Here is a 14046-nt window from a genome sequence, read left to right as displayed (position 1 = left end):
ATAGGCCTCGCCAGAGGGGGCAATGGGTTGAAATTGAAGCGAACCACTTAAGTTTTATTTAGGAGGATATTATGAACAAGAAAGTTATCGTCGCAATTGTACTCGCCGTTGTGTTGGCGACGACAGCGGCATTCGCCTATCCTATGATTAGGGCGGAAATGATAAAAAAAGACCCTGTAGACTATTTGCTCTACGCCAGCAGCAACTCACAGTCTAAAGCACTAGACCTCTCCTACGAGGTGAGCGTCGATGTCGAAGGCGACATGCTCGATCAAGTGGCCACTGCTTCTGAAGACCCTGAAGCTATGAAGACATTTGTCAGCAGCATTGTCTCTGAACTGAAATACGCCGGTCGCGGCAAAGTGGACCTCGACGTGTCCGACGGCGCCATTGGCCTTCAACAAGACCTCGGCCTCAACTATGGGGAAAACAGAATGCTTTCGTTTAACCTCGGCTACGCAGAAGGCACCGGATTTATTTCTGTTCCCGAACTCTACAACAAAGCGTTTACAATTGAAAAAGACGACGTTTTAAAAATGATTGAAGAAGAAACAGGTGTCGACCTTAGCAAAATCGACCTCTCTGCTTATATCAAACTCTTAGACGTCTCAGAAAAAGACGCTTACAAAGCACTTTTGGACAACAAAGCGCCTTATGAAGAAGCACTGAGAACGATGTTGAGCGGCATAGAACAAGGTGAAAGCAAAACTGTGACAACAGCAGACGGCACCGGATACAACTGCGATACCCTCGTTTGGACACTGGATCTTGAAAAACTCATGAAAGATTACATCCAGTTGCTCAATGTGGTTAAAGACGATCCAAACGCCAAGGCGCTTGCTAAAGAAGTGGTTTTAGATATGCTCAACCACCTCAAAGACAGTGGCGATTACAAAACGCTTGAAATTCCTGAAGAAGAAATCGATGAAGCCATCGAAGAATTTGAAAGCGGCATCGAGAGAGAATGGGACGATCTTATCGACGAGCTCATCGATGTGTACGACGGCATCGATTTAAGCGAAATGAGAGCAGTACCGGGCTTTGAAGATCTCAAGTACACCATCGAGTTCTACGTTGACAAAGACTTTGTCATCAGAGGCTACCAGTACTCAATGGATATGATGGGTGTGAAACTCACTTATGACTTCACCGTCAACGCCACAGGTGATGCGGTGGTTCTAGAAAAACCAAGTGTTGAGAACAGCATCGACATGTTGGCGTTTACAGAAGACGAAGCGCTTGCAGAAGACATATACAACGAAATTATGAGCGAGCACTTACCGGCGTTCATCAAGGGCGAAGCGGTAGACAATGTCTTAAAAGACATCGAAAAGAAAGCCGCTGTACTGCCTAAAGCTGAAAAAGATGCGCTTCAAATGCAACTGGACAGCTTTGTGGAGAGCGCAAGCATGATGTTGATGTTCATTCCGAACCCATTTGACACTTACGATTTTGATGACGACTACGCTTACGAAGAAACCGATTACGAAGCTATTGGCAAAGTCGTTGGCGAAGAGGCCTTTGCAAGCTTTTACGTGCCAAAAGCCTTTGAAGCACTGCCAGCAGGTGAAAATTCAGAATACCTCATTGGTTACAAGAGCCCCGACGACAACGGCACCGTTATTGTGAGCCGATTTAAAGACGGTTCCGACGATCTAAAGACGTTCTTAGAAGCCCATGCTAAAAAGCTCGACCTCGAGGCAGAAGCGTACGAGTCTTACTTTGCTTCCTACGACGCATATGAACTCTACGCGACTTCCGACGATTTCGCTGTGACCTATACCCTTTACGCCTTTGTCGAAGATGGTAACACTTATGTGGTCACCATTGCCGGCGATGACGATATGTGGTGGACACTTTACGACCTCGTGGAGTACGACTTTAACATCAACTAAATTGTAAAAGCGCGAAGGAAAAGCCTTCGCGCTTTTTTAATGCCCAAGTTGACGACCCACTACTTTATTTTTTGCGTGTAAAGCTCCAGCCAAATGGGGATAAAACCCGATCGTATGGCGACTCTTTGAGATTTGACGTGAGAGCCGACAGTGCCGTAGTACGGTACTTTTCCACGACTGAGAATCGCGTTTTTCAGATGTGTGACGACACAACTCCCCAGTCCCTTGCCTCGACCGGCGGCTGTGACATTGACGCCAATTTGCCAAAACTGCTGACTGTCCTCTGTGGCACCGGCCATGGCTAGGATTTCATCGTCCTCCACAGCGGCCACGGCCAAAATATCCGGTACCCGATCTGAAAATAAAAACGCTTCGTCGAAGCGTTCGTCGCCTTCAAATGCCCGGATGGCCTCGGCGTCGTACCATTTGAGCTCGGGAGTGGAAGTCACTTCTACCGCTTCTCCCGACGGTAGGTAGTACTGGTGGATGTCGGCAATTTCATGGCCTATGTCGGCTAATTTTGAATCGAGGCGCCGCAGACTTGCCACGTCGGAGAACCAAGTGCCATCGCGTTCGCCATAGGTGTCTTTGCACCACGCCAACAATTCGGCATCGGTGGATGAAAACAGGAGACTGCCGTTGTACACGGCGACTTTCAGCACGCTTTCTTCAGCGTCTCCCAACCGTCGACCCGTCTGTGGCTTTCTGAGTGCAAACACATTTTCTTTGTTTTTTATGAGAGTGACGTCGCATGCGTAATCACATGCCAACTGCTTTTCAAAAAATGAAACGATCATCTTGCCCTCCTTTTTTATCATAATAACATAAATTTTCTGAATTTTAAACTTTCATCTGTATTTTCCATTGAAAAAGCACCTATACGCGGGTACAGGTGCTTTTGATAGGTGTTCATTGGGGCAAAATTTCCCCAGCTGAACGCCATACGAACTCAGATTTATAGATTCCGGTACCTGCGAAAGGCTACCACGGGCGTTTGACTCTTCGGGTGATGACCATGTTGGTGTTCACGGACAAATCCACCAACTGGTTGATGTGCAGGCCCTCTGTGACGCGTATAATCGGTCTGAGGGGAAGGTGTTTGTTGTTCCCGATGACCAACCCGATGTCGCCGTTGTCCAGTGCGACGAACTCGCCGACGGGGTAGGGCACGATGTTGCGCGTAAATGCCACAAGAGATTTGTGGTCGAAGAGGTTGGTTGCCCCCATCAAATATTCGAGGGCCTCGTTTGGCGTGTGTGCCTTCCGGTGCGAGCGGTCGGAGGTCATGGCGTCGTACACATCTGCAATCATGACGATGCGCGAATACTTGTCGATGTCTTCGCCTTCGAGTCCCCTTGGATAGCCGCTACCGTTCATGCGCTCGTGATGGTTTAATACGACGTTTTTCACATAGGCATTGATGCTTGTGCGGTCTGAAAGTAGCTCGCGCCCGAGCAATGTGTGGCGCTTTAACACCAGCCATTCGTCGGCATCTACAGCGTCTTCCTTTTGCTTAATTTTGTCGACGATAAACTCATTGCCGACGTTCATCAATAGCGCCCCCTGCGCCAGTACGGTCAAGTCAGCTTCACTAAACCCCATGTTAATCCCCGTCAACACCGACAAAATCGCCGTGTTCACAGAGTGTTCGTAATCGTATATGTCGAGATGCTTAATATCCGTCAGCGACACAACGGGGTCTTTTTTTACAGTGAGCTCCCCTACAATACTTTGGGCCATATCGGTGATGTGGTCGATAAAATCGTTGCCGTCCGCACTGTATCGGCCAATACCGCGCGACTTTTTAAAGCGCTCAAACTGGTCTTTCATGTTTTGATTGAACGTCCGTCTCAAATTGGGGTCGATAATATCTTCCAAATCAAACGCCTCGTCCAGTCCCAGTTCTTCTTTTATTTTTTCGGTCATCTCATCGGTGACGTATACGGAAAAAATCTTGTTGTTGTTCAGCGTGTTGATTACTCTCACACTAATGGGCGTGCCCGACTTAACAAGCAGTGAGCCCGTCGCTGAAAAGATGTTTTGCGCTATGTAGTCATCCGGTGACATTTCAAAGATATTTACTAGTCTCATACCTGTATCCTCATTTATTGATATCAAGTTGACATTATACGCTTAAATTTATCAATGTGCAACCCCCAAGACTTGCCACCGCTTATATTTTCATGTATAATGACGAAATGGATTTGTACTGAAAGAAAAGGAGTAGACATATGGACACTGTTCCCTGGCATTTGAACACAACTCAATAAAACAGCAGCGTCCACTCTTTTCATAGAGCTGTCGCTGCTATGAAAGGAGCCACCCATGATCAAATTATTTAAAACACTTGACGATCAACTCAAAGAGCTCGATGCGATTGAAAACAACATTTGGATCAATCTTGTCGCGCCCACCGCTTCGGAAATCCAAATGATTGCCCAGCGGTTTAACATCGAGGAAGATCATCTGAGAGCGGCACTTGACGAAGAGGAGCGTTCCCGTATTGATACGGAGGACAACAGCACCTTAATTTTGGTCGATGTTCCGCTTAAAGAAAAAGAAGACGGTGCGAGTATTTTCACGACATTGCCACTCGGTATTATTCTTTCCGGTGAAAATATTATAACTGTATGTACCAAAGAGATACCCTTAATTGCCGATTTTATGTCGGGAAAAATAAAAAGTTTCTACACGTTTAAGAAGACGCGTTTCATTCTGCAAATCCTGTACAAAAATGCAACCTACTACCTCAATTACCTGAAGCAAATTGACCGCTTCAGCAGTTTGATTGAGAAGGAACTCCATAAATCCATGAAAAACAAGGAACTGATTCAGTTGCTCGCCCTTGAAAAAAGTCTCGTCTATTTTTCGACGTCTCTTCGCGGCAATGAAATCGTTCTCGAAAAAATGCTTAAAATGGCCAGTATCCAAAAGTACCCTGAAGACGAGGATCTTCTGGAGGACGTTATTGTCGAGAACAAGCAGGCCATTGAGATGGCCAACATCTACAGCAACATCCTCAGCGGTACAATGGATGCTTTTGCCTCTGTTATTTCCAACAACCTCAACATCGTCATGAAGTTTTTGACGTCGGTGACCATTGTCCTGACGATTCCAACGATGATTGCCAGTTTTTTTGGTATGAATGTGCCGGTGCCACTCACAAGCAGTCCGCACGCTTTTGCCATTATTATCGCTATTTCTATGGCGCTCTCCAGCGTCCTCGCTTTGTTCATGGCGCGCAAGAAAATGTTTTAACGCTTTTGGGGACGGTTCTTTTGTGCTCGAAAACACTGGTTTTTTCCATTTTTGGGTGTGCCTTCGACACCCACCTGCACTTATGAACGCCTGTGAACCCAAACCATCCATACAAAATACCGCCTTCTGCACACCGGCACATCACATGATGGGCACCAGCTGTTGCAGAAGGCGGTTTTACGTTGGTCTAATGTCTCGGCCTTGAGCGCACAGGGCCTTAAATGCACGCCCGACCACCGGTGCTGTCTTCGGAAAAAACGATGGGCATATCGTGTGATTGCAAGTATTTCAACCCTACTCTATGCCGTCGCAGCTGCATTATACCCACACACCATTTTTGGTAATATCAAGGTGGTTGTGGCACAAAAGAACCGTCCCCAAAAGCCCTTGCACTTTAAGGGACGGTTCTTTTGTGCTCGAAAACACTGGTTTTTTCCATTTTTGGGTGTGCCTTCGATACCCACTTGCACTTATGAACGCCTGTGAACTCAAACCATCCATACAAAATACCGCCTTCTGCACACCGGCACATCACATGATGGGCACCAGCTGTTGCAGAAGGCGGTTTTACGTTGGTCTAATGTCTCGGCCTTGAGCACACAGGGCCTTAAATGCACGCCCGACCACCGGTGCTGTCCGCGGAAAAAACGATGGGTATATCGTGTGATTGCAAGTATTCCAACCCTACTCTATGCCGTCGCAGCTGCATTATACCCACACACCATTTTTGGTAATATCAAGGTGAATCCGGCACAAAAGAACCGTCCCCCTTTGTTTAAATTTTCTTTATGGTGTTCTGCACCGCCTGAGTAAAGGCATCGCGTTTGAGCCCAACCTGAGTAAAAATCGTGGAGAGCGCCGAAATGAGGATAATCGGCAACACAAATGCAGTAGACTGTGTCAGCTCCGCACACAAGGCAATGCTCGACAGCGGCGCATTGAGAAAACCGGCCATCATGGCACATGCGCCCAAAATGCCGACGCTCTGCGCATCAAACTGTACCGGACGCACCAACGTGTAAAACTTCGTATAGAGGACACCTGCTGCTGCGCCAATGCCGATCCCCGGGAAAAAATTGCCGCCTACAAAGCCGGCGCCTAGCGTGATCCCCGTCGTCATCAAGTGAAGAGCGATGTACAGACAAAGCGTCCCCACCGACAGCGTCGTCCCCAGAATCAAGGACAAAGTCCTGCTGTGCAAGTCGAATTGCATCGGCAAGACAAAGCCGCTGAGTCCAACTAGCAGCGCGCCAAAAAACAGGCGCTTGTGGGGACTTCCGATTTTGCCCAGCGCCACCTGCCACCACTCAAGGCTCTTAATGTAGAGAATTGAAAGCACACCGGTAAAACACCCTAAGCCGATGCAAAACAGAATCAGATTCTGCGTCCACACAAACCCCGAGAAATCCGAAACCACCGGTAAGAGCGGCTTGCTGAACCCCAGAGTGGCAGACAGCTCGTAGGAGGCATACGTTGTAATCAGAAGCGGTGCCACGTTCTTGTAAACCGCTTCCCTAAAAATCACCTCCACCACGAACACCACCGCAAAAAACGGAAGACCGAACACACTGGCAAGCGTCCCGCCGATGCCGCAGCCTATGAGCAAGCGCACGCTCTCGGCCTTTAACTTCATGCGATACGCAACAAAAGACCCCACAGAAGCACCGATGTGCACCGTCGGGCCAAAACGGCCTGCTGTAAGCCCTGTGGCCAAAGTCACAAGACTCATAAGCGTATTGAAGACAAGCCCCATAGGCTTGATAATTTGGCGTTTGATATAGCGCAGTTCCACGAGAATTTGACCGACGCCGAAGCCCATGTCGTCCCGATCGATGCCCGAGCGGTAAATCACATAGGTCAGACCCGCACCGATAAGGGGGAGTGCAACATAGAACAGTCGGTGCCAACTGAGTGCAGGTGACGTAAGCTGGATGAGTCGTACCACCGCCTCATTGAAACCCGCTGCAATCACACCGGTGGCAATGCCGATGACAATGGCAATCGCAAAATTCTCCAAATGTTCCAATCGTCTTTCCGTCATAAAATACCTTTCAATTTCTCTACATCGTCAACATGAAGTGGCCTAGAATAGAAATAGCCCTGTAAGAAGTCGCAATTAAAGCGCCTCAAAAGAAGAATTTGTTCATCGGTCTCAACGCCTTCAGCCACTGTTTTAAGCGCCATCCCCCGAGACAAATCGATAATCGTCTTCACCAAAAATTGATCCTTTTCATCTGTCGTCATGCATTCGATAAACGTCTTATCGAGTTTGACCTTGTCAATGGGGAGGGAACGCAAGTAGTTCAAAGAAGAATAGCCCGTTCCGAAGTCGTCCAGAGCGATTTTAAAGCCCATTCCCTTTAAAGCGTTGAGGGTTTTCATCGAGAGATTGAGGTTTTTAAGGACGCTGGTCTCAGTAATTTCAAACTCCACTTGCTCTGTTCGAATGGTGTAGTACCTGAGCAACTGGCTTAGGTACTCGGGCAAATCGTAAGCCGTCATGCATTTGGCAGAGAGGTTGATCGAGACGAAAAAGTGCTTTTCAAACCGCTGATTCCAGTGCTCTACCTGTTGAAAAACCTCCCGAATAATCCATTTTTCGAGTTCGATAATCAAGTCGGATTCTTCTGCAATCTTGATGAACACACTTGGCGGAACATAGCCCTGTACTTTATGATACCACCGACACAGCGATTCAAACCCCACCAATTCCCCAGACGCACAAGCGTAAATCGGCTGGTAGTACATCTCCAGTTCGCTGTTTCTAATGCTCTCCTTCAATTGCTGCTTCCACTCGATGGTGCGGTAGGCGTCGCTTTCAAGGTCTTTCTCATAGATTCTGTACTGGTCTTTTCCCTGTTTTTTAGCGTAGTGTAGAGCCGTATTGGCCTTTTGCATCAATGTATGTAAGTTTTGAGCGTGATTGAGGTAGACAGAACAGCCGGCACTTACTGTGATTTGCGCGTGGTACGCTTCAAGTCTCAAATGACTGCGCATGAAATCGAGGAACCCCTTCAGTTCCCTATTAATATCGTAAGTGTTGAAATCCCTGGCGATGACTAAGACGAACTCGTCGCCGCTGACCCGCGCCAAATAGTCGCCTGGCTGTGTGCATTGTTTAAGGAGCTCGACCACCTTCAGAATGATTTCATTGCCGATGTGGTAGCCGAGCTTGTTGTTGATGTAGTTGAAATTGTCGACGTCGACGCACACCATGTAGATGTTTTTCGTGTTGAGATGCGGTGCGACGTAGGCGTCAAAATCCGCCCAGAGCTTTGATGTGTTGGGCAGTCTGGTCATTTCATCGTAATTGGAAAGCCTGTATATCTGAGACTTCATGTCCATCTGGTCGGTAATGTCGATGTGAATACCGGACATTCGTAGCAATGCCCCCTGTTCGTTGCGTTCCGCGATGGCCTTTGTGAACACATAGCGGTACGCGCTGGACACCGTTTCGATGCGGTAGGTGTTTTCAAAGAAAATCTCCCGGCTGTTAATAAAGTGCAGCAGCTTGTCATAAGCGGCGCCTGCGTCTTCAGGGTGCAATTTTCCCCGCCAGATTTTAAGTTCCTCAAGTCCCAGTGAAGATTCGAGGGGGGCGGCTTCCAGATCCCAGCTCCATAGAGCATAAGCGGCGTTGAGATGTGTAAAATTATGAATTTTGTAGTTCGAACTCACTGCCTTATCCAAGAACATTGCGCCCCCTCGATGTGTTATAGTGTAAATTTGCGAATCATTTCCTGCATCTCTTCAGAGAGCTCAGAAAGCGATGCGCTAGAGCTTGAAATCTGCTCAAGTGCCGCTGTTTGCTCTTCTACAGAAGCCGATGCTTCTTCTGTGCCGGCTGCATTTTCTTGAGAAATGCTGGCCAACTTTTGCATAATGGTTAAAATGCCTTCCTTTTCATCCATCAACTTGGTGCTGGAAGCGTTGAGGCGGTTGATGATGCCGTCGACGCGAGCCACCGCATCGGAAATTCCCGTAAACTTGTCGCTGGTCTCAGCCATCGACCGCATTTGCACGTCTAAGAGTTTTTCGTTCTCCGTCATTTCCACCACGGCATCTCCGGTCTTCGCCGTCAACTCCTGAATAATTTCAGAAATCTCATTGGCAAAGAGGTTCGACTGTTCTGCCAGTTTGCGAATTTCGTCTGCAACCACCGAGAAACCGCGGCCCGCTTCTCCCGCACGCGCTGCTTCAATAGCGGCGTTTAGAGCGAGGAGATTCGTCTGGTCGGCGATGTTGCGGATCATTTCACTGGCCGTGTTGATTTTTTCAGTCTTGGCTTTGGTTTCAAAGATCATGCGCTTGACGCGAAGCGACGCTTCGTTTGTCAAGACGGACTTCTCTTCGAGCTCTTTTAACAACGACGACCCTTCGTCTTTCAGTTGATTCACTGCGTTGGCCGAATCGTTCAGGGTCACCAACAGCGCCGCGTCTTCTTCTACAATTTCGCTTAGTGCTTCGACGCCGGTCATCCCCGTGCCGGTTTCTTCTGCTTGCTCGCTGGCGCTCTCTGCAATGGCTTCAATGGTTTTCGCCACTTCTTCACTGCTCGCCGCCGACTGCTGTGTAATCGCTGTAAGTTCTTGTGACGCCGCCGACAACCGCTCGGAAGTCACTGCCACATTGCGCACGACGCCGCGAAGGTTTTCGATAATCACTTGAAAGGCGCCTGCGAGATGGCCGATTTCGTCTTTTCTGTTGATCAATGACGCGTCGACATCGCTGCTGAAGTCCAGTGCAGCGATTTTTTCGGAATACTCCACTGTCTTGAGGATGGGTTTGGCAATGGATTTACCTACATAATAACACAGTAGGACACTCAATATAAATAGTCCAATAGTCATCAAATAAATCTTGCCTCTGATACTCGGGAGCTCGGACAACACTTCACTTTCGTCGGCAATGACCAGCACGGTCCAATCGGTGTCGGCAATTTTAGAATACCCCGCCAATAGATTGTTACCGCCGAATTTGTACTCTGAAACGCCGCTCTCCTCGGCAATTGCTTGTTCTATCGTCGGCTTAATGGCTTTATAAGCGTCGTCAACTTCTGCCTGTGCCAACACGTTGAGTTGGTTGCTGACATAGTCTCTGTTGGGATGCGCCAGCAGGGTGCCCTGGGAGTCCACCATGTACGCGTACCCTTTTTCGCCATAGCCGAGGTCGTCTGTTATCGCAGAGAGTGTCCAAGCGTCCGCCACAGCGATGACCACCCCTTCGATTTTGTTGCGATACGTTACGGGAACGGCGTAAACCATGGCTAGGCCACCGTCTTCGACGATGCTTAGGCCGGTGGTTGGGTTGAGCATGACGCGCTCACCCGCCATTGCCGCTTTAAAATACGCTTCTTCGGAAATATCGACTTCGCGTCTGTCCATGCCCTTGAACTGACCGTCTTTTTCGGCAAACCCCATGTAGATGAAGTGGTTGCCCGCCCCCACTTCTAAGGCGAGCAGGTCGATTTTCCGCTGAAGACTGGCATAGGGGTCCATAATCAGCTCGCGCTTGGCGACCCCTTCTAAGTAAACAAAATGGTTCTCATTTTTGCTCTCAATGACTTGTCCCGTATTCTCGGACACCGTTTGGATGAGATAGTTCGATTCTTCTTTGACAATCGATACTGTGGTCATCAAGGTGAAAATCCCGAACAATACGCAAACAAGTGCAATGAGCGCTGAAAAATAGCCTATTAGCCTTGCTTTGATACTCTTCATAAAACTCTCCTTCAATGTATACTCTCTAACAACCATAACCCAAAGGTTATTTTATATTAACTAAGAATTATCGTCTATTTAATTTATTTTAATATTATGGGAATTTGCGACACTTACGGAAATTGGGAGAGCCGTTTTATATTTTCAAAATCGGTAATCCCTTATTGCACAGCGGATTTGAGAATGATAAAATAAACGAAACTATTGATTTAGTACAACACTTATTTTAAAGGGGGTATACCAAATGGAACAAAGAAATAACGACGGCAAAGCGGTTGCGTCGCTTGTCCTAGGGATTATTTCGCTCGTCACAATCTTTACGGGTGTATTTGCTTTTATTGGAATCGTTCTTTCAATTGTCGGTCTGATTCTGGGTCTGAACTCGCGTAAAGAAAATCCGTCGGGGATGGCAACTGCGGGGATTGTTCTCTCAATCATCTCACTCGTATTGACGTCTTTAACAATTGCCGCTTGTGTTGCATGTGTCGGAATTTTCGCGTCTCTGCCTTCTGAATACAACTACTAGGAGACCACATGTTACCGACGGTACACATCTTAGGCCATACCATTGCGTCGTATGGCCTGATCATCCTCATAGGCATCTTCGTAGGGGCGCTCGTGGCACTGGTTTTTTCAAGGAAAGCCGGTCTGACGCGTGAAGATTGCCTATTTGCCTACATTTACGGCGTTCTCGGCATTTTAATTGGGGGAAAGATTTTGTATCTTTTCGTCGAGGCACCGCGTATTTGGGCAGCACGCCGTGTGTTCATCGAGCACCCGGAAGAATTCCTACATTTAATGACCGGTGGTTTTGTGTTTTACGGCAGCCTCATCGGCGGCACCTTTGCACTCATTTGGTACGCAAAACGGTACAAACTTTCCATCGAACGCATGCTCTATTGCTTCGTGCCGATATTTCCACTGGTACACGGCATCGGCAGACTGGGGTGTTTCAGCGCCGGCTGCTGTTACGGCATCGCTTACGACGGACCGCTTAGCGTCACCTTTGAAAAATCGCTAATCGCCCCAAGTGCCATACCACTCTTTCCGGTACAGCTTGTCGAAAGCGGCTTGAACTTCGCCCTTTTCATCGCCCTCGTCTACGCCATGAACCGCGTTCGCGACGGTTACAAACTGCTGGCACTCTACGCCATGAGCTACGCAATAATGCGCTTTACACTGGAATTTTTCAGAGGCGATTTGGTTCGCGGCCACCTCTGGCTCTTCTCCACCTCACAGTGGATCAGCCTCGCCGTATTCGCCATCGCCGCCGTCTTCTGGGCCAAAAGAAAAGCCGACACATCGGCACATTAAACCAAAAGCCTTCTTATTTTGTAAAGAAGGCTTTTTTGTGTAGCTAGATAGGAGACTTTAATGTCCGAAATATGTCATTTGAAGGATTTAACGCCCTAATAGATAGCGATTAACACATGTGATTTCTAAGCCTTCGTCAGTGCATCGACCGCCCTATGGCCACTGGACTCTCGTCGCCTAGGGCATCCTCCACATGGGACTCGCAAACGACACCCGCTTGTCTGACGGTTTCCAGTCACGCCCCGTCACGCCCAATCGTGCTCAGTCGTACCCAGTCGTGCCCAAAGGGACACACCTTACGCAAACAACCGTTGAAATTTGAACATTTGTCTAGAAAACCTCTGAACCGAGGGCATCCACCTGCGGAAGCTCCCACCTTCCCCTCCAGTCTTCCTTCTGCTCTCAACCCTTTGGAATTGCTCAAAGAAAAAAACACCCCCTCATTCCAAAGTCCCATTAATGGAAAGAGATAGTGTTTTTCGGCACAAAAGAACCGTCCCCCTTTAAAGCTCAAGCGTTTTGATGTTATTTCTCGAGAACAAATACGCCGTTACGAGCAGCGTCAGCACATCGGCCACCGGCTGTGCAATAAAGACCCCCGTCAAGCCAAAGCGCATCGGCAAGAAGTACACCGCCGGCAACAAAAACAGGCCCTGTCTCGAAATAGACAGTACCAACGCCGGCAAGCTCTTGCCCACCGCCTGGTAGTACACCGCCACCACATTGGTCAGCGACATGAGCAGAATCGAAATCACATACACCTTGAGGAACGATTTGCTCAGCGCCAATACCTCTGCCGTCGGCCTAAAGATGCCCAAAATCGCATCGTCAAAGAGCACGAACACCGCTGAAGACACCGCCGCAATGGCAAAAGAAACGCCCATGGTGTACCAAAAAGCCTGCCGCAACCTGCCGATGTCCTTGGCCCCGTAGTTGTACCCGGCCACCGGTTGGAAGCCTTGTGACAAACCGAAAATAATGTACATGACAATCATCATCGTCCTGAGGACAATCCCCATTGCCGCAATGGCTTCTGCACCGCCGTAAACGCCGGCGAGCAGGTTCAGCGCCGCCATGGAAATACTGGTCAAAATCTGTCGCGCAAACGAAGGACTGCCCATTCTAAACACTTCCAAAATCAGCTCTTTGTCAACGGTGAAGCGCTTGATGTCGAGGCGAAGAACGCTCTTCTTGCGCGTGTACTGACTGATGAGCATCGCCGTGGTCACAAACTGCGAAAGCGTCGTTGCAATAGCTGCCCCTTTAATGCCCATGTCGAACCCAAAAATCAGAATCGGGTCCAAAATAATGTTGAGCACCGCACCGACAATCATGGCAATCATGGAATTCTTGGCACTGCCCTCTGCTCTGAGCAAATTGTTCAGCGTCTGATTGGTAATAATCGCCGTGGACCCCAGCAGTATATAAGTACCGTAATCTCTTGAAAGCGGCATCATCCGCTCAGTGGCGCCGAAGATTTTCAGTGTCGGCACAATAAACAAAATACCTAAAATCGTTAAAACAATCCCACTGAGAATGGCCAACACAAAGTTTGACGTGACCACACTCTCAGCCCGCTCCTTGTTGCCCTCGCCGAGGAGCCTTGAGATATAAGAGCTGCCGCCGATACCAAAAGTCATCCCCACAGCGCCAAGTGCGACGACCATGGGAAAGACAACCTGCGTGGCGCCGGTGGCTTCCGTACCCAGCCAAGCCACAAACATGGTGTCCACAATGTTGTAGATGGCCATTACCAAGAGCCCCACAATCGACGGCATCGCCATCTTCATCACCGCTTTGGGGATGGGGTACTCCTTTAAAATCAATATGCGTTTATCGTTCATACAGACCTCTCTTCC

The 14046-nt window shown here is 48.5% G+C and carries 10 protein-coding genes; 4 read left to right on the top strand and 6 right to left on the bottom strand.

From position 1 onward, the window contains the following. Positions 1-71 precede the first annotated feature (71 nt). Positions 72-1895 (top strand): hypothetical protein, encoded by a 1824-nt coding sequence (locus ACR6HW_RS11205; RefSeq protein WP_455727813.1) that lies wholly within the window; start codon positions 72-74, stop codon positions 1893-1895. 59 nt (positions 1896-1954) lie between these two features. On the opposite strand, the gene ACR6HW_RS11200 is transcribed toward ACR6HW_RS11205, so the two are convergent. Then, positions 1955-2692 carry a GNAT family N-acetyltransferase gene (locus ACR6HW_RS11200; protein WP_455727812.1) on the bottom strand — a complete coding sequence of 246 codons (738 nt, stop codon included), beginning with the start codon at positions 2690-2692 and terminating at the stop codon, positions 1955-1957. Between the two features lie 184 nt (positions 2693-2876). After that, the gene (locus tag ACR6HW_RS11195; RefSeq protein ID WP_455727811.1) at positions 2877-3986 is read right to left on the bottom strand and encodes an HD-GYP domain-containing protein; all 1110 of its coding nucleotides are present in this window, start codon (positions 3984-3986) and stop codon (positions 2877-2879) included. Positions 3987-4220: 234 nt separating this feature from the next. On the opposite strand from ACR6HW_RS11195, the gene ACR6HW_RS11190 reads away from it, so the two are divergent. After that, positions 4221-5153, top strand: coding sequence for a magnesium transporter CorA family protein (locus ACR6HW_RS11190; protein ID WP_455727810.1), 933 nt, complete (start codon positions 4221-4223; stop codon positions 5151-5153). A gap of 775 nt (positions 5154-5928) precedes the next feature. Here ACR6HW_RS11190 and ACR6HW_RS11185 read toward each other — a convergent pair. From ACR6HW_RS11185 to ACR6HW_RS11175, 3 genes are read right to left on the bottom strand one after another with little or no spacing between them, the layout of a single operon-like run. Continuing rightward, positions 5929-7194 (bottom strand): chloride channel protein, encoded by a 1266-nt coding sequence (locus tag ACR6HW_RS11185; RefSeq protein ID WP_455727809.1) that lies wholly within the window; start codon positions 7192-7194, stop codon positions 5929-5931. Then, on the bottom strand, positions 7191-8849 hold the full coding sequence (locus ACR6HW_RS11180) for a putative bifunctional diguanylate cyclase/phosphodiesterase (protein ID WP_455727808.1): 1659 nt from the start codon (positions 8847-8849) through the stop codon (positions 7191-7193). Before ACR6HW_RS11180 ends, ACR6HW_RS11185 begins: the two co-directional genes overlap by 4 nt. Before the next feature lie 17 nt (positions 8850-8866). Continuing rightward, the gene (locus ACR6HW_RS11175) at positions 8867-10873 is read right to left on the bottom strand and encodes a methyl-accepting chemotaxis protein (protein WP_455727807.1); all 2007 of its coding nucleotides are present in this window, start codon (positions 10871-10873) and stop codon (positions 8867-8869) included. A gap of 244 nt (positions 10874-11117) precedes the next feature. On the opposite strand from ACR6HW_RS11175, the gene ACR6HW_RS11170 reads away from it, so the two are divergent. Together ACR6HW_RS11170 and ACR6HW_RS11165 are read left to right on the top strand one after the other, a co-directional pair. Beyond that, positions 11118-11399, top strand: a complete 282-nt coding sequence (locus ACR6HW_RS11170; RefSeq protein WP_455727806.1) for a DUF4190 domain-containing protein — start codon at positions 11118-11120, stop codon at positions 11397-11399. Between the two features lie 8 nt (positions 11400-11407). Then, the gene (locus ACR6HW_RS11165) at positions 11408-12187 is read left to right on the top strand and encodes a prolipoprotein diacylglyceryl transferase (protein ID WP_455727805.1); all 780 of its coding nucleotides are present in this window, start codon (positions 11408-11410) and stop codon (positions 12185-12187) included. A 503-nt stretch (positions 12188-12690) separates the two neighbouring features. On the opposite strand, the gene ACR6HW_RS11160 is transcribed toward ACR6HW_RS11165, so the two are convergent. Next, positions 12691-14031, bottom strand: a complete 1341-nt coding sequence (locus ACR6HW_RS11160) for an MATE family efflux transporter (protein WP_455727804.1) — start codon at positions 14029-14031, stop codon at positions 12691-12693. Positions 14032-14046 lie beyond the last annotated feature (15 nt).

The sequence above is a fragment of the Fusibacter sp. JL298sf-3 genome, from assembly GCF_053842995.1.
The sequence above is the reverse complement of the archived record's forward strand: the minus strand, read 5'-3'. Positions and strand labels throughout refer to the sequence as shown.